Here is a 16,621-nt window from a genome sequence, read left to right as displayed (position 1 = left end):
TATGTTCGACCTTTCCTCACGACAGGCGAAGATCGTCTTCTTCCTCGCGCTGATCGTGATCGGCTTCTTCCTGTTCTTCCCGCTCTATTGGCTGGTGATCTCCTCGCTGAAAGCCAATGCCGAGCTCTATCAGGTCGTGCCGACGCCGTTTCCGGTGATGCCGAGCCTTGAACATTTCATTACCGCGCTGACCGCCGGCAAGCTGCCGATGTATCTGATGAACAGCCTGATCACCTCGACATGCAGCGCGGCGCTTGTGACGCTGCTGGCGCTCTATGCCGGCTTCAGCTTCGCGAAGTATCGCTATATCGGCCGCCAGCCGGTGATGCTCTTCATGCTTTCGGCGCAGATGTTCCCGTTCGGTCTGCTGCTCATCTCCATCTACCCGATGATGAGCGAGCTCAATCTGCTTGATACCCGGCCGGGATTGATCCTCAGCTATATCGTCTTCGCGCTGCCGGTCTCGACCTACATGCTCTACAGCTACTTCTCCCAGGTGCCGGACGAGCTGATCGACGCGGCGCGGGCGGATGGCGCGAGCGATCTCAGGATCTTCCACACGATCGTCATCCCGATCTCGATCCCGCCGATCGTCACCGTCTTCCTCTATTCCTTCATGTGGTCCTGGAACGATCTTCTCTATTCGATGACGCTGATCGTCTCGGAGGACAAGCGCACGATCGGGCCGGGCCTGCTTCTCACCTATCTCAACGAGGTCAATTCCGACTGGGGCGGCGCCATGGCGGCATCGCTGATCGCCTCCGCGCCCATCGTCGTGGCCTTCATGTTCCTCCAACGTTACTTCATTCAGGGCGTCACCGCCGGAGCAGTCAAATGACCAAACCTTTAGCCGGAGCTTTCCCCGTTCTTCCCACGCCGTTCCGCGACGACGGCTCGATCGACGAGGCGGATTTCATCTCGATCATCGACTTCGCGCTGGAGAGCAAGGTGGATGGCGTCGTCTATCCGGGTGTCGCGAGCGAGGTGGACACGCTGACACCGGAGGAGCGCAAGAGGCAGGTCGAGTTGCTGGCCGAGCGGATCGGCGGGCGCATTCCGATCATCATCGGCGCCAGCGATCCGGATCCGAAGGCGGCGGCGAAGCATGTGGCGCAGGCGGCCGAGATCGGGGCGGGGGCGGCGATGGTGATGGCGCCCTTGTCGCTCGGTAACGACATCGCCGCGCAGACGGCCTATTTCAGGCAAGTGGCCGCCGGTGCCGGCGTGCCGATCATGCTCCAGAACCAGCCGAAGCCGATCGGTGCAGGGCTCACGCCGGAAGAAGTGGCGGCCATCGCCAATGCCGTGCCGGAAATCCGCTACGTGAAGGAAGAGACCGCACCCTGCGGCCAGCATCTGACCCGCATCAAGGCGGCGGCCAATGGCTCGCTGGACGCGATCTTCGGCGGCGCCGGCGGCCGCTACATCACGGATGAGCTGGCGCGCGGTGCAGCCGGCACCATGCCGGCCGCAGAACTCGCCGATATCCATGCGCAGATGATCCATGCCTGGCAGAAGGGCGATGTCGCGACGACGCGAAAGCTTTACAACGTCTCGCTGCCGCTTCTGAACTTCCAGGCGATTTTCCGCATGCACATGACCAAGGAAGTGCTGCGCCGCCGCGGCGTCATCAGGAACACGTTCGTGCGCGGTAAAGGCCCGAAATTCGACGAGGGCGACCGCAAGGAACTGGCTCTGCTTCTGGCGGAGGCCGATTTGCCCTATACCGCTCACAAGCCGAACTGAGCCGGGACCCCATGCCAAGATCTAGGCCGAAAAACGTTGTCGATGCGATCGTCTCGGTCGAGACCTTCATCATCTCCATTCCGCGGGAGGTTCCCTATCTCGGTCCGCTGAAAGAGGGCGAGGCGATCAACGAGCGCGGCTACCTGATCCGCAAGGGTAACCGGACCATCTATCCCTCGACCGATATGACGCTGCTCATCAAGGTCATCGGCGAAAGCGGAACGGTGGGCTGGGGCGAGTGCTACGGTATCGTGGCGCCCGAGGCGACCAAGGCGATCATCGACGATGTGCTCGGACCGGTCATCATCGGCCGTGATCCCGGCGATGCGGCGGTCATTCATGAAGACCTCTACGATTTGATGCGGGTGAGGGGCTTCTTCGGCGGCTATTATCTCGATGCGCTGGCGGGCGTGGATATCGCGCTCTGGGACCTCGCCGGCAAGAATCTCGGCGTGCCGGTCTCGACGTTGCTCGGCGGGCGGCGGCACGATACGATCCGCGCCTATGTCTCCGGCCTGCCGAAGGCGACGTTGAAGGAGCGCTGCGACCTCGCCGCCTATTGGGTCGGCAAGGGTTACAGGGGCATCAAGTTCGCGGCTGTCGTCTCCGAAGAGGACATCGTCAAGGAAATGGCGGCACTGCGCGAAGCGGTCGGCCCGGATATCGACCTGATGGTCGACCTGCACTGGAAGTTCGAAGCGGGCGAGGCGATCCGCATCATCCGCAGGCTCGAGCCCTATAATCTCTATTTCGCCGAGGCGCCGGTGCAGCCGGAGAATCTCGAGGGCCAGGCGCGGGTGGCGGCCGGCATCGGCGTGCCGCTGGCGCTCGGCGAGGAGTTGCGCACCACCTACGAATACCGGCCTCGTTTCGAAGCGCGCGCCATGAGCATCGTGCAGCCGGAAATGGGTCATACGGGCGTTACGGAATTCATCCGCATCGGTCAGATGGCGCAGGCTTTCCACATGAACATCATGCCGCATGCTTCGATCAGCGTCGGCATCTTCATGGCGGCGAGCCTGCAGGCCTCGTCGGCGCTGCAGAACGTTCCATACCACGAATACCAGCATTCGATCTTCGACAGGAATCTGATCTATACCAGGGGCGATATGGCCTCGGGCGAGGGGACCTATGTGGTGCCGACCGGCGCCGGCCTCGGCGTCGAGCCGAAGGAAGAAGTGTTCGAATTCGCCATCCGGCGGTGACGGGCTTGCTGAACGTCATTGAATTTCCTTCCGCCGGTCGCCATTTTAGAGCAAATCCAAAACCGAAGGAGGAAAGCATGACGACGACTACCGAACGGGCCGTCTTGGCGGGCGGTTGTTTCTGGGGCATGCAGGACCTAATCCGGCGTATGCCGGGCGTGATTTCCACCCGCGTCGGCTATAGCGGCGGCGATGTGCCGAATGCGACCTATCGCAATCACGGCACGCACGCGGAAGCCATCGAAGTCATCTTCGATCCCGTGAAGACGAGCTATCGCGACCTTCTGGAATTCTTCTTCCAGATCCATGATCCCACCACCAAGAACCGACAGGGCAACGATATCGGCATGAGCTACCGCTCGGCGATCTTCTACGCCAATGAGGAACAGAAGCGTGTCGCGGAGGATACGATCGCCGACGTGAACGCCTCGGGCCTGTGGCCCGGGAAGGTGGTGACGGAGGTTGAACCGGTGGGCGACTTCTGGGAAGCGGAACCGGAGCATCAGGATTATCTGGTACGCTATCCGAACGGCTATACCTGCCATTTCCCGCGGCCGAACTGGAAGCTGCCGAAGCGCTCCAGTGTTGCCGCCGCCGAATGAACGATCTCAGCAGAATGAAAAAAGGCGCTGCCATTCAGAATGGCAGCGCCTTTTTTGTTTGGGCTGGTTTTGTCAGGGCTGCGTATAGGCCGTCTTCACCACGGTGAAGAATTCGGCGGCATATTTGCCCTGCTCGCGGGGGCCGAAGGACGAGGCCTTGCGGCCACCGAACGGCACGTGGAAATCGACGCCCGCCGTCGGCAGGTTGACCATCACCATGCCGGCCTCCGAATTGCGCTTGAAATGGGTCGCATATTTCAGGCTCGTCGTGGCGATACCGGCCGAGAGACCAAACGGCGTGTCGTTGGCGACAGCCAGCGCTTCCTCATAATTCTTCACGCGGATGACCGACGCGACCGGTCCGAAGATCTCTTCCCGCGAGATGCGCATCTGGTTGGTGGCTTCGGTGAAGAGCGTCGGCTGCAGGTAGAAGCCGGGCGTGTCGCGCTTCAGGAGCTCGCCGCCATAAGCAAGCTTCGCTCCTTCCTGTTTGCCGATCTCGATATAATCGGTGTCCTGCTTCAGCTGCTTTTCGTCCACGACCGGGCCGATATGCGTGCCCTGCTTCAAGGCGTTGTCCACCGTCAGCGACTTGAGCTTCTCGGTCAGCGCCGCGACGAACCTGTCGTGGATGCCTTCCGTGACGATCAGGCGGGAGGACGCGGTGCAGCGCTGGCCGGTCGAGAAGAAGCCGGAATTGGCGGCGGCTTCGACGGCGACGGCGAGGTCGGCGTCATCGAGCACGACCATCGGGTTCTTGCCGCCCATTTCGAGCTGGAACTTGCGGTTATGCTCGATGGAGGCGAGAGCCACGCGCTTGCCCGTGCCGGTCGAGCCGGTGAAGGTGATGCCGGCGAGATCGGGGCTGTCGAGCATGGCCTGACCGACGACGGAGCCGCGGCCCATGACGAGGTTCAGGACGCCCTTCGGCAGGCCGGCTCGGTTCAGGATGTCGACGATCGCCCAGGCGCAACCGGGCACGAGATCGGCCGGCTTGAAGACCACCGTATTGCCGTAGCAGAGCGCCGGCGCGATCTTCCAGGCCGGAATGGCGATCGGGAAATTCCAGGGCGTGATGATGCCGATGACGCCGAGCGGCTCGCGGGTGATCTCGACGCCGATCCCAGGACGCGCGGAGGGAACCATTTCTCCCGTCAGGCGCAGCGTCTCGCCGGCGAAGAAATCGAAGATCTGCGCGGCGCGGGTGACTTCGCCGATCGCTTCAGGCAACGTCTTTCCCTCCTCGCGTGCGAGAAGCGCGCCGAGCTCCTCCTTGCGGGCCAGGATCTCGTCGGAAGTCTTCCTCAGCACCGCATGGCGCTCCAGGATGCCGGAGCGCGACCAGGCCGGAAAGGCAGCCTTGGCCGCGGCAATCGCCTCCCTCGCGTCTTCGGCGTTGCCTTGGGCATACATGCCGACCACATCGTTGGTGTCGGAAGGATTGATGTTTTTCGAAGCGTCAGCTCCGACCCATTCGCCGGCGATCAGGTTCTGGTAGATGGTCATGGACCTCTCCTTTCATGTGAGAAGGTCCCGCTGGGCGGGACCGACAGGAATGATGTGCGCGCGCCCTACCTGAAGAGGCTTGGCAGCCAGAGCGAGAGAGCTGGAATGTACGTCACCGCCATCAGTACGGCGATGCTGGCGCCAAAGAAAGGCCAGATCGTACGCATCGCCTCGCGGATCGAGATACCGCCGACTGCGCAGCCGACAAAGAGCACCGTACCGACCGGCGGCGTGTTCAAGCCGATGCCTGCATTGAGGATCATGACGACGCCGAAATGCACCGGATCGATGCCGAACGCCTTGACGACCGGCAGCAGAATGGGGGTCGAGATGATCACCATAGGCGCCATGTCCATGAAGGTGCCGAGGATCAACAGGATGACGTTGATCATGAGCAGCACGATGATCGGATTGTCCGAGATGGCGCCGATCGCGCTGATGATCAGTGTCTGTACCTGGAGGAAAGCCATCAGCCAGCCGAACGAAGCAGCGGTGCCGATAACCAGCAGAACCATTGCCGTCGTGCGTACGGCACCCATGACCGCCTCGACGAAGCCCTCCCAGTTCAGCTCGCGATAGACCAGCATGGCGACCAGAAAGGCATAGAGAACGGCGATGCAGGAGCTTTCGGTCGCGGTGAACACGCCGGAGCGGACGCCGCCGAAGATGATGCCGATCAGCAGGATGCCCGGCAGCGAGGCAAGCAGGTAGTAACCTACGCGGGCGAAGCCGGGGAACGGTTCTGCCGGATAACCGCGCTTGCGGGCTACCCACCAGGCCGTGAACATCAGCGCGATTGCCAGAAGCAGGCCGGGAATGATGCCGGCCGTGAAGAGGTCGGCCACCGAGACGTTGCCGCCGGCCGCGATCGAATAGAGGATCATGTTGTGCGACGGCGGGATCATCAGGGCGATGATTGCGGCATTGACCGTCACGTTGACCGCATAGTCCTTGTCATAGCCGCGCTTGGCCATTTGCGGGATCATCAGGCCGCCGACGGCGGACGCATCCGCCACCGCGGAGCCGGAAATGCCGCCGAACAAGGTCGAGGCGACGACGTTCACCTGACCGAGACCGCCGCGCATATGGCCCACGAGACCGGCTGCGAAGCGGATCAGCCGGTGCGCGATGCCGCCGCGCACCATCAGGTCGCCGGCAAAGATGAAGAACGGGATTGCCATCATGGCAAAGACGTTCATGCCCGAATTCAGCTGCTGGAAGACGACGATCGGCGGAAGGCCCATGTAGAGCACGGTCGCGAGCGAAGCGATGCCGAGGCAGAAGGCGATCGGCGTGCCGATCAGCATGAGAAGCGTGAAGGTGCCGAAAAGGATGGTATAGGCCATTATGCCGCCTCCTGAACCAGGACATCCGCGGCGATTTCCTCGCCGATGGCGACGTCGACGAAGCGTTCGAGGGCGAAAAGGGCGATCATTCCGCCACCGACGATCATGGGAAAGAAATCCGTGCCGCCCGGCCAGCCGAGGACCGGGATGGTGGCCGACCAGGTGCCGATGGCGAGCAATGTGGAATAATAAGCCATGCCGATGCCGAACAGCACGATCAGGCCGAGGCTTGCGAGGTCCATGGCCTTCTGGATTGCCGGAGGCATGACATAGCGCACGATGTCGAGGCCGAGATGCACGCTTTCACGGACGCCCACCGCAGCGCCGAGCATGATAAACCAGGACATCAGGTAGAGAGAAAGCGGTTCGGACCATGTCGGCGAGTCGTTCAGCACATACCGGCCGAAGACCTGCCACCCGACGATGAGGGTCATGGCGACGATGCCGATGCCGGCGATGTAGAGCGATATCCGGCTGAGACCGCCCAGTATCGGTCTCAGGGCCAGCATGAAATTCCTCATGGTTCTTGTCCTCCTCGCCGGCACCTGATGACAACCGGCCTTCAAACCGGCCCTCGCTTGAGGGCCGGGCTGCTGCTTCACTTACTGCACTTCCTGAATGCGCTTCAGAAGATCCTTCAGCTTGGCATCGGTGACGAAGCGGTCGTAGACCGGCTTCATCGCCGCGGCGAATTCGTCCTTGTTGACGGTGACCACGTTGACGCCTCCGGCGCGGACCTTCTCTTCCGAGCTCTTTTCACGGGCTGCCCACAGTTCCCGCATCTTGCCGACCGATTCCTTGGCCGCTTCGCGAACGATCTTCCGGTCATCCGGAGTAAGCTTGTCCCAGGATATCTTGGACATGACGAGAATTTCCGGTGTCATGGAATGCTGGGTGAGAGAGTAGTTCTTGGCGACCTCGTAGTGGCGCGCCGACTCGTAGGACGGCCAGTTGTTTTCCGCGCCGTCCACCACACCGGTTTCCAGCGAGGAATAGACTTCGCCCATCGGCATCGGCGTCGGGTTGGCGCCGAAGGCCTGCATCATGGCGATCCACATGTCGGACTGCTGGACGCGGATCTTCATGCCCTTGAGGTCGGCAAGTTTCTCGACCGGCTTCTTGGTCGTGTAAAACGAACGCGCGCCGGAATCGTAGTAGGCAAGGCCGATCAGCCCATGGGGTTCAAAGGCCTTGAGAATTTCATCGCCGATCGGGCCATCGACAACCTTGTGCATATGGTCCGGCGAACGGAAAAGGAAGGGAAGACCGAGAACGGCCGTCTCGGATACGAGATTGTTGAACGGCGCGGCATTGACGCGGTTCATGTCGATGACGCCGAAGCGGGTCTGCTCGATCGTATCCTTTTCCTGGCCGAGAACCGAGTTGTTCATGACCTGGATATTGATGCGGCCGTTGGTGCGCTGCGACACCAGTTCGCCCATGTATTTGACGGCATCGACCGTCGGATAGCCGTCCGGATGAATGTCGGCGGAGCGTAGCGTGATCTCCTGCGCGTGAGCTGCGGCTGCACCGAGCGCCAGGCTCAATGCGAGACCGAGGATCGTGGTAATCTTCATGTTTTCCTCCTCTGGTTAAGATCCGGAAGCCTCCTTGCTCCGGTTATTCGTCTGTCACTTTCCTTCGGTCTCCCAGGTGGGAAGGCCGTAAAGCTCTTCGGGATTCTTCACGAGCGCGAGATGACGGGCGGCCTCTTCCGGCAGCCAGCCAAGCACGGTATCGGTGAGTGCGGCGTCATCCGGATAATCGGCCTGTTCGCGGGCGAGATTGTGCGGCCAGTTGGTGCCCCAGACGATGCGTTCCGGCGCATATTTGGCGATCTCTCGGGAAAAGGCGGCGATATCGGCATAATCCGGTCCGCCGGCTTTCGACGACTCGTAGACGCCGGCGAACTTGAACCAGCAGCGCCCGGCATCGATCAGCCTTTTGACGGCGGCGATCTGCGGGCTCTCCGGCGTGACGCCGGCAAAGAACTTGCCATGGTGATCAAGGACCCAGCGGGACTTCAGCTTTGCGAGCCGCGCCTCGTGATCCAGGATATTGCTGCCGTCGAACTGGACCGCCAGCATCCAGCCATGGGCTGCCGCCTTGGCGTCGACAGCCTCGAGTTCGCCGAGATTCACCGCGCCGCCGGGCAGATCCATGATCCGCGCGCCGACGATCCCGGCTGCGGAAAGGCGCTCCATTTCGGCATTCGAGGTGGTCGCATCGATGACGCCGACGCCGCGGGCGATGTCACCCATTTCGGCAAGGCAGGCGACGAGGTTGGAATTGTCGCGCTGGTGGGCATTGCCCTGAGTGATGATGACCCGGTCGAGGCCGAGCCAGCGCATGAGCTGCCGGTACTGGTCCGCATCCGGCAGAGCGCCGACCGGCAGTGCCGGTCCGCCGGGCAGGGAGGGATAGCCCGGCAGGTACATGTGCATCTGAGTGTCGACCGCGCCCTTCGGCAGCTTGGTCTTCGGAGGGGTGCCGGAAAGGGTACGGACGAGCATCAGATATCTCCCATGCGGAATTCGGCGAGCGCATCGCGGTTGATTTCGATCCCTAGGCCGGGGCCGTTCGGAATCTGAACCACGCCGCGCTCGTGTTCGATCGGCGTTTTGATCACCGCCTGACGGAACGGATTGTGGGTACGGTCGAATTCGAGGATCGGTTCGATCGGATTGACCCGGACGGGGCTCGGCACCATCGCGGCCATGAATTGCAGGGCGGCGGCGATATGGACGGCCGTGCCCCAGACATGCGGCACGACGCGTATGCCATGCAGCGCCGCGAGGTCGGCGACCCGCTTGGCTTCGGTGAAACCGCCGACGCCGGCAAGGTCGGGCTGCAGGATATCGACGGCACGGGACTCCACCGGCTCGCGCATGCCCCAGCGGGTGTGCCAGGTCTCGCCGCCGGCGACCGGGATCGGCTGGCGGGCGCGCACTTCGCGATAGGCCGCAAGCTGTTCGGGAACGACCGGTTCCTCGAACCAGTCGATGCCATATTCGGCGGCCGCATTTCCGAGCCTGATCGCCTCGACGGCGTCATAGCCGTGGTTGGCGTCGATCATCAGCCGCATGTCGGAGCCGGCCGCATCGCGCACGGCACGAATGACCGCCAGGTCTTCCTCGACGCCGAAGCCGATCTTGATCTTGGTCGCGTGAAAACCTTGCTCGCGGTAACGGGCGACATCCGCCGCATTGTCCTCGACGCGATCGACGCCGTCGCGCTTGAAGCTGCCTGTCGCATAGGCCCTCACGGATTCGCGGAAACGCCCGCCGAGCAGGATCGAAACCGGTACGCCGAAATGCTTGCCCTTGATGTCCCAGAGCGCTATGTCGATGCCGGAGAGGGCAGTGACGGCAAGGCCGCGCTGGCCCTGGTCGCGCAAGGCGTTGTAGAGCCGTGCCCAGATCTTCTCCGTTTCCAGCGGGTTCTCGCCGATCAGCCAGTTCGCATAGGCCGCGACGACCGCCGCATTCGGACGGGCAGGGCCGAGGCATTCGCCCCAGCCGATCGTGCCGTCGTCGCATTCGATCTCGACGAGCACATGCGCGCGGCGATCGAAGCGCATGGAAGCGCTTTCGAAGGCGACGTCGAGCCTGTGTTCGAGAAGGTGGGTGCGGACGGAAGCGATCTTCATCGGACTACCGCCTGTGAGAGCCGATAAGCTTAAGGAGCATGTCCTCCTCTTCAGCTGTCAGGTCATCGAGCGGCGGCCGCACCTTTCCGGCATCGAAGCCCTGCAGGCGCACACCGGCCTTGATGGCCGCGACGGCATAACCCTTGCGGCGGCTGCGCAGCGCCATGAAGGGATAGAAGAAGTCCTTGAGGATTTCCTCGCAGCGGGTGCGATTGCCCGCGCGCAGCGCCTTGTAGAACTCGACCGCAAGGCCGGGCACGAAATTGAAGACTGCCGAGGAATAGGTGGTGAAGCCGGCGCCGAGATAGGCTTCGGCGAAGAGCTCCGCCGTCGGCATGCCGCCGAGATACATCAGCCGATCGCCCATGGTGGCGGTGATCTGCCGGACAAGGCCGATGTCGCCGGTGCCGTCCTTGAAGGCGATCAGGTTGGGGCACTCGTCGCAGAGCCGCTTCAACGTGTCCACGCCGAGAACCGAATTGTCGCGGTTGTAGACCATGACGCCGATGCCGACGGACTGGCAGATACGCTTCACGTGCTGATAGAGGCCTTCCTGCGGCGCATCGATCAGATAATGGGGCAGGAGCAGGATGCCGTCGGCGCCGGCCTTTTCGACCGCGCGGGCAAGCTCGACGCCGACATGCGTGCCGAAACCGCAGCCCGAGACGATCGCCGTCTTGCCGGATGCTTCCTTGGCGGCGGCGACGATGCCGGGAATTTCATGCGGGGACAGCGAGAAGAATTCGCCCGTGCCGCCAGCCGCGAACAGAACGGGGGCATCGAAACCGGATAGCCATTCGATGTGACGGCGGTAGCTTTCCGGCTGGAACTGACCTTCCTTGTCGAAATGGGTTACGGGAAAGGACAGCAGGCCAGCGCCCAGCGTAGCCTTGATCTCTTCTGGCGCCATAATAGACTTCCTCTGTAGCGTCTCCTCCAGACGGAATTGTCGTACAGATCGCCCCGACTTGTGTCAACAAGTCATCTTACAGATTCCCGGATCTCCCTGAGAAGCGACCGATAGCGTAGCTGGCTGCCGCGCAGGTGGCTGCGCATAGCCTCGCGCGCGCCCTCCTCGTCGCCGTCCGAGATCGCCGCCACGATGGCCTCATGCTCCTGGTCGAGGAGCTTGATATAGGCGGTCTGGTCGGTCTCCGTATCGTCCGTGCGCAAGGCGGCACGCGGAATGAGGCTGCGGCCGATCATCGTCAGGAACTCGCGGAAGCGGGGATTGTTGGTCGCTTCGGCGATGGCGAGATGCAGCGCGAAATCCGCTTCGCTGGTCGGCCGCGACGCTTCCAGACAGGCTCTCACCGCATAATGCCGCTCAAGAATGACCTCCTCCTGCGCCGGCGACCGGCGCAGCGCCGCAAGTCCCGCCGCTTCGACCTCGACGGCTGTGCGGAGCTCGAGGAGTTCGATCATCGAGGAGACGCGCGCGAGATCGATATTGGGAAGCGACAGCATGGACGATTGCGTGGAGGCGGGCGGCTCCAGCACGAAGACGCCGGCGCCCTGGCGTGCCTCCACAAGGCGGTCGGCGCGCAGCGCAGCGATCGCTTCGCGCACGACGGTACGGCTGACGCCATGGGCTTCAGTCAGCTGAGCTTCGCTCGGCAGGCGCGAGCCAGGCGGAAATTGGCCGGTCGCGATCGCATGGCGAAGCGTATCGCCCAATTTTGAAACAAGCGTCCCCGACCCTTTTCCGGTATCGAGTTTCGTCTCAACGCTCATTTCGTTCCTCCATGCTCAGCGCGCGTCGCGATGTGGCACCATCTCATATATCAAGTGAGCGGCGACGCCAAACCGGGCCAGTTCGTTATTTCGTCTCTTGAACATGTATGACAAGTGGCCGCGTTTGTCACGAACAAGTTGGATTTCGCGCCTCCATCCATACTCTGAAGAAACATTCGCAAAAGACGTCGGTACCGGTTGCCGCAAGGAGTGAAAACTTGATAGGTCACAGGCAGCTTGTCGTCGGCTATTGGCGTCGCGGCGCGCAGGGGGACGACGCCCGCAGCGAAGCGGCGCGAAGTCACGCCGCTTCGAAAGTTCAGGCGACAACGTTTTCCGGCTTTGCCGCCGCGGCAATCGCCGGCGCAGCGCCGACAGCAAGAGCGGCCGCGCAGCCGAAGAAGATGCCGTAGCCGAAAGCATTGGCGATTTGGCCGGCTAGCATGCCGCCGATGATGCTGACCAATGCATCCACGCATTGGAATAGTGTGAAATCGACGCCGGCCTGCTTGGGATCGGACCAGCGCATGAATTGCGCGTAGAGCGCCACGAAACCGAAGGCCATGATGCCGGAGGAACTGCCGATCGCGGCGATGATAAGCAGGCTTTCCGGCAGCAGTTTCGTGAAAGCGGCAAAGGAGAACAGGGCAAGAAAGGCGGCCTGGATCAGCAGAGACAGGACCAGCACGGTGCGAACGCCCCACAGCCTGACGCAAAGTCCGCCGAGGAGTGCAGAGCCAAGCCCGACAAAGATGCTGCCGAGGCCGTTCAAGAGCCCGATCGTGGCGACATCGAAGCCCGCATCGACCAGGAATGGGCCGATCATGCCCATCGCCGTCTTCTGCGCGACGACGAAGACCGCCGAAACGAGCAGACCCCGGCGGAGTTCGGGCCGCTTCAGCGCCGCTCCGAGCGACGGTACGTGCTGGCGGGTCTCTTCCGGCAGGTTGCGTGCGGCGCCCAGCAGGAAGGGCAGACCCAAAAGGAGGAGAACGACAGCCATGGTCCAGACCGCCCAGGACCAGCCGAAGCCGCCGACCAGATAAAGGAACAGACCGCCGCCGATCGCCGAGCCGAGATAGGCGCCGCCGACTTGTGTCGCGTTGCCCCAGCCGTGCTCGGCTTTCGCCAGGCTCTGTACCGCAAAGCCGTCGCAGGCGATATCGACGGTCGAAGCGGCAAAAGCGACGATCGTCAGGCAGCCGAGCAGCGGTATCGCTTCACCCGGTGAGAGGCTTCCGGCCAGAAGCAGGCCGATCACGCAGATCAGCCCGCCGACCGCGACGATCTCGGCCGAACGGTTTTTCCCTGCCGGGGGCAGACGATAACGTTCCACCCACGGCGACCATAGAAATTTCAGCGCCCAGGGCAGTGCGATCAGCGACACGTAGCCGATCTGGTCGAGCGGCACGCCTTCTGAACGCATGATCGCCGGCAGGCCGGCCCAGGTGACGCCGCCGATGACGCTCTGCGCGACATAAAGCCCGCCGATCCCCGAAAGCACGAGGAGCGGCGAGACCTTTCCGGTTTGCACGGCTTCAGACATCAGAAGCGGTACCGCAGGCTGCCATAGACGGTGCGGCCTTCATCCCAGTAGCAATTGCCGGCAGAGCAGATAGGCTTGACCGTGTCGAACAGGTTCTTCGCATTCACCTGCAGCGTAAGCCCCTTCAGATTCGGGTTCTGATAGCCGAAATCGTAGGAGACCGCGGCATCGACGAGCGTCCGGGCCTCGTTCTTGAAGGTGTTCCCGTCATCGCCATAGCTTTCGCCGACATAGCGGACACCCGCGCCTATTCCCAGACCCGCCAGCGGGCCGTCTTCGAAGAGATAGTGCCCCCAGAGAGATGCGATGTGATTAGGCGTTGCGGAAAGTTGGTTGCCGACGGTTCCAGGCAGGCCTGCGTCGATTTCCATCCGCATATACGTATAGGAGGCAATCAGGCTGAAGCCATTGTCGAAAGAGGCATTCGCCTCAAGCTCGACGCCGCGCGAATGCAGGTCGAGCTGGCGCTGGATCTGGTTGCCGTCCGTATCGAACGTGCCGTCGAAGACCACGCCATCGGTTTGCTTGATGTCGAAATAGTTGGCGGTGAGCACGGCGTTGGTGTCCGGAATCTCGTATTTGACGCCGACCTCGACCTGGTCGGCCAAAGTAGGCTTGGCAACCGAGCGGGTGTTGGAGGCGTCGTAGACGAAGCCGACATTGGGCGAGAAAGACCGGGAATAGTTCGCATACGGTATTACGCCCCAATCCGTTCTATAGGACAGGCCGACACGGCCGGAGAATGCGCTGTCGGTGCTGTCCACCTGGGTACCGGTGGAGGGAACACTGTTGGACATGGCCCAGTCTTGCCGGCCGCTCAGGAAGAGCGTCCAGTTGTCCCATTCCATCTGATCATGGACGTACAGGCCATACTGGTCCATTTCCTGGCTTCCGGCCGGATTGAAGGGAAGTCCTTTCAGATCGTCGATGGAAACTGCCGAACCCTTGGCACGCGTGGGCTCACCGGTCCGGTGTCGAATTCGAACTGCGCCATGTTGTCGATGCCGAAACTCTTAACGCGCTCCTTGTAATGGGCCCAGGAGCGGACCGGCGGCGAGGGATTGAACCCACTGTATTGAAGGTCGACATCCACATCATGGTAACGCAGGTTTTGACGTAAGGTCACAACGTCATTCAGGCGATGTTCGAATTCGTAGCCAATCCGGCCTTGCCTTGTCGTCAGGTCATTCCAATCAGGGTCGCCGCTATAGATGTCGGAGACTTCGCCAACGGAAGGATTGTAGAAGAAGGCGGTGCTGCCGGTGACGGAACGGGAATATTCGCCGAGCAAGGTAAACTTGGTGTCCTCGTCCGGCTTCCAGGTGAAAGCGGGAGCGATGTAGGCCGTGTCGTCCGGATAGCCTTCAATATGCGTGTCGCTTTTCCGGCCGAGCGCGGTCAGGCGATAGAGGAACATGCCTTCCTCATCGACCGGACCGGAGAAATCGAAGGCCGCCTGGTAGCGGTTGTCCTGGCCTATCAGCGTTTCGACTTCATGGAACGGCTCGTCCTTGGGCCGCTTGGTCACCAAATTGACGATGCCGCCGGGGCCGCTGACGCCGTAGAGCGAAGATGCCGGGCCTTTCAGGACCGTGATGCCTTCAAGGCCATAGGGTTCGGTGCGGAACCAGGCGGACGGGCCGTTGAACTGCTTGAGCCCGTCACGGAACATGCCGGTATAATAGACGGGGAAGCCTCGCAGGTAGAAGGCATCATAGCGCGAATCGTAGCCAAAGTTGTTGGGGTTGGCGCCTGCCGTATAGGTCAGCGCTTCGTTGAGGGTGCGTGGCTTCTGATCCTCGATCTGGTCCTGGGTCACAACGGAGACGGCTTGGGGAATCTGAACGATCGGCGTGTCCACCTTGGTGCCGATGCGGTCGGATTTCGCGACGTAACCGTCCTGGACGAGGATGTCGTCGCTTTCCGATTCCAACACGATCGGCGCAAGCGTGGTGTCGGCATCGGGAGCCTGCGCGAAGGAGGGACCGCAGGATATGATGGCAACGCCCGCCGTCAGCAGTCCGATACTGTATTTTAGAATCATAACTTGTCTCCGCTGCTCATGATTTGCGGGGACTCACAAATATGAATTAGATTGTCAAGTATTCGTGATCTGACCGGAGGGGACAATTCCGGGCTCTATCGGTGAGTGTATCCGGTGAGCATCATTTGCCGGGCGCTTCGCTCCTTCATCGCGTTTGAGAGCGGCTGCCGTAGGGTGTCGGGTCCTTGTTTCACGCTCCCGCGCCCACCACATCAGCTTCTTCTTTCGCCCTTTCTCTTCCGAAGGGTGATTTTCCGGAGTTCTTGTCATGGGATTTATCGATACCAATCCCCCGGTCCCTGAAGATGGCACCCTTATCGACGCCTATTCGGAGACTGTCGCCGGCGCCGTCGACCGCGTCGGTCCCGCCGTCAGCCGCATCGAGCGGCTCGGCGGCAACGGGCACGGATCGGGCTTTGCCATTTCGCCCGACGGCCTGATCATCACCAATCACCACGTCGTCGCAGACGCCAAGACCGTCCGTATCCGGAGCGCGAATGGCGCCGTCGGGCAGGGCACCGTGCTCGGCCGCGACGCCGACACCGATATCGCGCTGGTGCGCGCCGACATGGACGTCCAGGCCTGGGCGCGGCTCGGAGATTCCAAGAAGCTGAGGCGCGGCCACATCGCCATTGCAATCGGCAATCCGCTCGGCTTCGACTGGTCGGTCACATCAGGCGTCGTCTCCGCGCTCGGCCGCTCCATGCGCGCCTCCACCGGCCGGCTGATCGACGACGTGGTGCAGACGGACGCGGCGCTCAACCCCGGCAATTCCGGCGGGCCGCTGGTTTCAGCGTCCGGCGAGGTCGTCGGCGTGAATACGGCCGTCATCCAAGGCGCGCAGGGGATTGCTTTCGCCGTTGCCTCCAACACCGCGAATTTCGTCGTGTCGGAACTCCTGCGCTTCGGCCATGTGCGCCGCGCTTTCATCGGCATTGTCGTGGATACGACGGCGCTGCCGCGCCGCGTCGCGCTGAAGGCGGGCATGGTGCAGGAAACGACCGTGCGGATCCGCCGCATCGATCCGGGCAGTCCGGCCGATAGGGCGGGCCTGACGGAAGGCGATTTCATCCTGGCCATCGACGGCCATCCCGTCGCCGGCGCGGACGACCTGATCCGCCTGCTCGACGGGACCCGCATCGGCAAGGAGACGCCGATCTCCGTCTACGATCTGGACTCGCAGATCGTCGACCGCGTTCTGGTTCCCGCAGCGCGTCCGAAGAGCTGAATCGCGTCGGAACCG

General features: G+C 62.2%; 16 protein-coding genes. 5 read left to right on the top strand and 11 right to left on the bottom strand.

All coding sequences use genetic code 11. The features are described from left to right. Nucleotide 1: 1 nt before the first annotated feature. The 4 genes from ACMGE0_RS04500 to msrA all read left to right on the top strand — a co-directional run bounded on the left by ACMGE0_RS04500 (nucleotide 2) and on the right by msrA (nucleotide 3,553). Entirely contained in the window at nucleotides 2–838 is an 837-nt protein-coding gene (locus ACMGE0_RS04500) for a carbohydrate ABC transporter permease (RefSeq protein WP_436814672.1), read from the top strand. Then, on the top strand, nucleotides 835–1,746 hold the full coding sequence (locus ACMGE0_RS04495; protein ID WP_436814671.1) for a dihydrodipicolinate synthase family protein: 912 nt from the start codon (nucleotides 835–837) through the stop codon (nucleotides 1,744–1,746). The genes ACMGE0_RS04500 and ACMGE0_RS04495 overlap by 4 nt, the downstream gene beginning before the upstream one ends. A gap of 11 nt (nucleotides 1,747–1,757) precedes the next feature. Next, the gene (locus tag ACMGE0_RS04490) at nucleotides 1,758–2,951 is read left to right on the top strand and encodes a mandelate racemase/muconate lactonizing enzyme family protein (RefSeq protein WP_436814670.1); all 1,194 of its coding nucleotides are present in this window, start codon (nucleotides 1,758–1,760) and stop codon (nucleotides 2,949–2,951) included. A 77-nt stretch (nucleotides 2,952–3,028) separates the two neighbouring features. Beyond that, on the top strand, nucleotides 3,029–3,553 hold the full coding sequence (gene msrA / locus ACMGE0_RS04485; RefSeq protein WP_436814669.1) for a peptide-methionine (S)-S-oxide reductase MsrA: 525 nt from the start codon (nucleotides 3,029–3,031) through the stop codon (nucleotides 3,551–3,553). Nucleotides 3,554–3,625: 72 nt separating this feature from the next. Here the strand turns inward: msrA and ACMGE0_RS04480 are convergent, their stop codons facing one another. The 11 genes from ACMGE0_RS04480 to ACMGE0_RS04430 form a co-directional block, all read right to left on the bottom strand. Further along, the gene (locus ACMGE0_RS04480) at nucleotides 3,626–5,059 is read right to left on the bottom strand and encodes an aldehyde dehydrogenase family protein (protein ID WP_436814668.1); all 1,434 of its coding nucleotides are present in this window, start codon (nucleotides 5,057–5,059) and stop codon (nucleotides 3,626–3,628) included. Between the two features lie 65 nt (nucleotides 5,060–5,124). Further along, nucleotides 5,125–6,405, bottom strand: a complete 1,281-nt coding sequence (locus ACMGE0_RS04475; protein ID WP_436814667.1) for a TRAP transporter large permease — start codon at nucleotides 6,403–6,405, stop codon at nucleotides 5,125–5,127. After that, nucleotides 6,405–6,926, bottom strand: a complete 522-nt coding sequence (locus tag ACMGE0_RS04470; protein ID WP_436814666.1) for a TRAP transporter small permease — start codon at nucleotides 6,924–6,926, stop codon at nucleotides 6,405–6,407. The genes ACMGE0_RS04475 and ACMGE0_RS04470 overlap by 1 nt, the downstream gene beginning before the upstream one ends. A gap of 81 nt (nucleotides 6,927–7,007) precedes the next feature. After that, entirely contained in the window at nucleotides 7,008–7,982 is a 975-nt protein-coding gene (locus tag ACMGE0_RS04465) for a TRAP transporter substrate-binding protein (protein ID WP_436814665.1), read from the bottom strand. 54 nt (nucleotides 7,983–8,036) lie between these two features. Further along, a complete protein-coding gene (locus tag ACMGE0_RS04460) occupies nucleotides 8,037–8,918 on the bottom strand; it encodes an amidohydrolase family protein (RefSeq protein WP_436814664.1) in 882 nt (293 codons plus the stop codon). Further along, complete coding sequence (locus tag ACMGE0_RS04455) at nucleotides 8,918–10,054, bottom strand: mandelate racemase/muconate lactonizing enzyme family protein (protein WP_436814663.1); 1,137 nt, start codon at nucleotides 10,052–10,054, stop codon at nucleotides 8,918–8,920. The genes ACMGE0_RS04460 and ACMGE0_RS04455 overlap by 1 nt, the downstream gene beginning before the upstream one ends. 4 nt (nucleotides 10,055–10,058) lie before the next feature. After that, nucleotides 10,059–10,964: a 5-dehydro-4-deoxyglucarate dehydratase gene (kdgD, locus tag ACMGE0_RS04450; protein WP_436814662.1), complete on the bottom strand. Its 906-nt coding sequence runs from the start codon at nucleotides 10,962–10,964 to the stop codon at nucleotides 10,059–10,061. Nucleotides 10,965–11,035: 71 nt separating this feature from the next. Then, nucleotides 11,036–11,788, bottom strand: coding sequence for a FadR/GntR family transcriptional regulator (locus ACMGE0_RS04445; RefSeq protein ID WP_436814661.1), 753 nt, complete (start codon nucleotides 11,786–11,788; stop codon nucleotides 11,036–11,038). A gap of 319 nt (nucleotides 11,789–12,107) precedes the next feature. Beyond that, nucleotides 12,108–13,334 (bottom strand): MFS transporter, encoded by a 1,227-nt coding sequence (locus ACMGE0_RS04440; RefSeq protein ID WP_436814660.1) that lies wholly within the window; start codon nucleotides 13,332–13,334, stop codon nucleotides 12,108–12,110. Further along, complete coding sequence (locus tag ACMGE0_RS04435; protein WP_436814659.1) at nucleotides 13,334–14,215, bottom strand: TonB-dependent receptor domain-containing protein; 882 nt, start codon at nucleotides 14,213–14,215, stop codon at nucleotides 13,334–13,336. The genes ACMGE0_RS04440 and ACMGE0_RS04435 overlap by 1 nt, the downstream gene beginning before the upstream one ends. 35 nt (nucleotides 14,216–14,250) lie before the next feature. Next, nucleotides 14,251–15,378 (bottom strand): TonB-dependent receptor plug domain-containing protein, encoded by a 1,128-nt coding sequence (locus ACMGE0_RS04430; protein ID WP_436814658.1) that lies wholly within the window; start codon nucleotides 15,376–15,378, stop codon nucleotides 14,251–14,253. A 268-nt stretch (nucleotides 15,379–15,646) separates the two neighbouring features. On the opposite strand from ACMGE0_RS04430, the gene ACMGE0_RS04425 reads away from it, so the two are divergent. Continuing rightward, entirely contained in the window at nucleotides 15,647–16,606 is a 960-nt protein-coding gene (locus tag ACMGE0_RS04425; protein ID WP_436814657.1) for a S1C family serine protease, read from the top strand. The last annotated feature ends 15 nt before the right edge of the window (nucleotides 16,607–16,621 follow it).

Origin of the sequence: Neorhizobium descurainiae (assembly GCF_051400715.1) — a bacterium.
GTDB lineage: Bacteria > Pseudomonadota > Alphaproteobacteria > Rhizobiales > Rhizobiaceae > Neorhizobium.
The sequence above is the reverse complement of the archived record's forward strand: the minus strand, read 5'-3'. Positions and strand labels throughout refer to the sequence as shown.

Coding starts and splice junctions, on each gene's coding strand:
- ACMGE0_RS04430 (WP_436814658.1), bottom strand. CDS start 15,378: ATGATTCTAAAATACAGTATCGGACTGCTGACGGCGGGCGTTGCCATC.
- ACMGE0_RS04435 (WP_436814659.1), bottom strand. CDS start 14,215: ATGGACCAGTATGGCCTGTACGTCCATGATCAGATGGAATGGGACAAC.
- ACMGE0_RS04470 (WP_436814666.1), bottom strand. CDS start 6,926: ATGAGGAATTTCATGCTGGCCCTGAGACCGATACTGGGCGGTCTCAGC.
- ACMGE0_RS04440 (WP_436814660.1), bottom strand. CDS start 13,334: ATGTCTGAAGCCGTGCAAACCGGAAAGGTCTCGCCGCTCCTCGTGCTT.
- ACMGE0_RS04475 (WP_436814667.1), bottom strand. CDS start 6,405: ATGGCCTATACCATCCTTTTCGGCACCTTCACGCTTCTCATGCTGATC.
- ACMGE0_RS04445 (WP_436814661.1), bottom strand. CDS start 11,788: ATGAGCGTTGAGACGAAACTCGATACCGGAAAAGGGTCGGGGACGCTT.
- msrA (WP_436814669.1), top strand. CDS start 3,029: ATGACGACGACTACCGAACGGGCCGTCTTGGCGGGCGGTTGTTTCTGG.
- ACMGE0_RS04460 (WP_436814664.1), bottom strand. CDS start 8,918: ATGCTCGTCCGTACCCTTTCCGGCACCCCTCCGAAGACCAAGCTGCCG.
- ACMGE0_RS04480 (WP_436814668.1), bottom strand. CDS start 5,059: ATGACCATCTACCAGAACCTGATCGCCGGCGAATGGGTCGGAGCTGAC.
- kdgD (WP_436814662.1), bottom strand. CDS start 10,964: ATGGCGCCAGAAGAGATCAAGGCTACGCTGGGCGCTGGCCTGCTGTCC.
- ACMGE0_RS04495 (WP_436814671.1), top strand. CDS start 835: ATGACCAAACCTTTAGCCGGAGCTTTCCCCGTTCTTCCCACGCCGTTC.
- ACMGE0_RS04425 (WP_436814657.1), top strand. CDS start 15,647: ATGGGATTTATCGATACCAATCCCCCGGTCCCTGAAGATGGCACCCTT.
- ACMGE0_RS04465 (WP_436814665.1), bottom strand. CDS start 7,982: ATGAAGATTACCACGATCCTCGGTCTCGCATTGAGCCTGGCGCTCGGT.
- ACMGE0_RS04490 (WP_436814670.1), top strand. CDS start 1,758: ATGCCAAGATCTAGGCCGAAAAACGTTGTCGATGCGATCGTCTCGGTC.
- ACMGE0_RS04500 (WP_436814672.1), top strand. CDS start 2: ATGTTCGACCTTTCCTCACGACAGGCGAAGATCGTCTTCTTCCTCGCG.
- ACMGE0_RS04455 (WP_436814663.1), bottom strand. CDS start 10,054: ATGAAGATCGCTTCCGTCCGCACCCACCTTCTCGAACACAGGCTCGAC.